This window comes from Massilia sp. CT11-108, assembly GCF_047302915.1.
Lineage (GTDB): Bacteria > Pseudomonadota > Gammaproteobacteria > Burkholderiales > Burkholderiaceae_D > Telluria > Telluria orientalis.
On the sequence record NZ_JBKYMO010001615.1, the window covers coordinates 1 to 255 of the forward strand.

A 255-nucleotide genomic window follows, 5' to 3' on the forward strand; every position below is an offset into this window, starting at 1 on the left:
GAGGGTAACCGCTTGCCGGTTTGATCAGAGTCAAGAACACTGAGCATAAGAGGCAGAACATCAGCCAAGTAGACCTTGAACTCGCCCTCCAGCGAGCGGGCGATAGCCTCGATCAAAGAAAGAATGGTGGCTTGTAGCTGCGGGCTGCTACTCCAATACTCCTTGATCGTCGCAAGGATGCTGGGCAGGTAGGGTCGGATATGTTGGCGGACGATTCGAACAAGCTGGCTAAGCTGGTTGAAGTAACCTTCGGAG

General features: G+C 53.7%; 1 protein-coding gene. It reads right to left on the bottom strand.

All coding sequences use genetic code 11. From position 1 onward, the window contains the following. The coding region (locus ACEN88_RS35790) for a hypothetical protein (protein WP_413347134.1) at nucleotides 1–255 on the bottom strand (255 nt) is incomplete at both ends.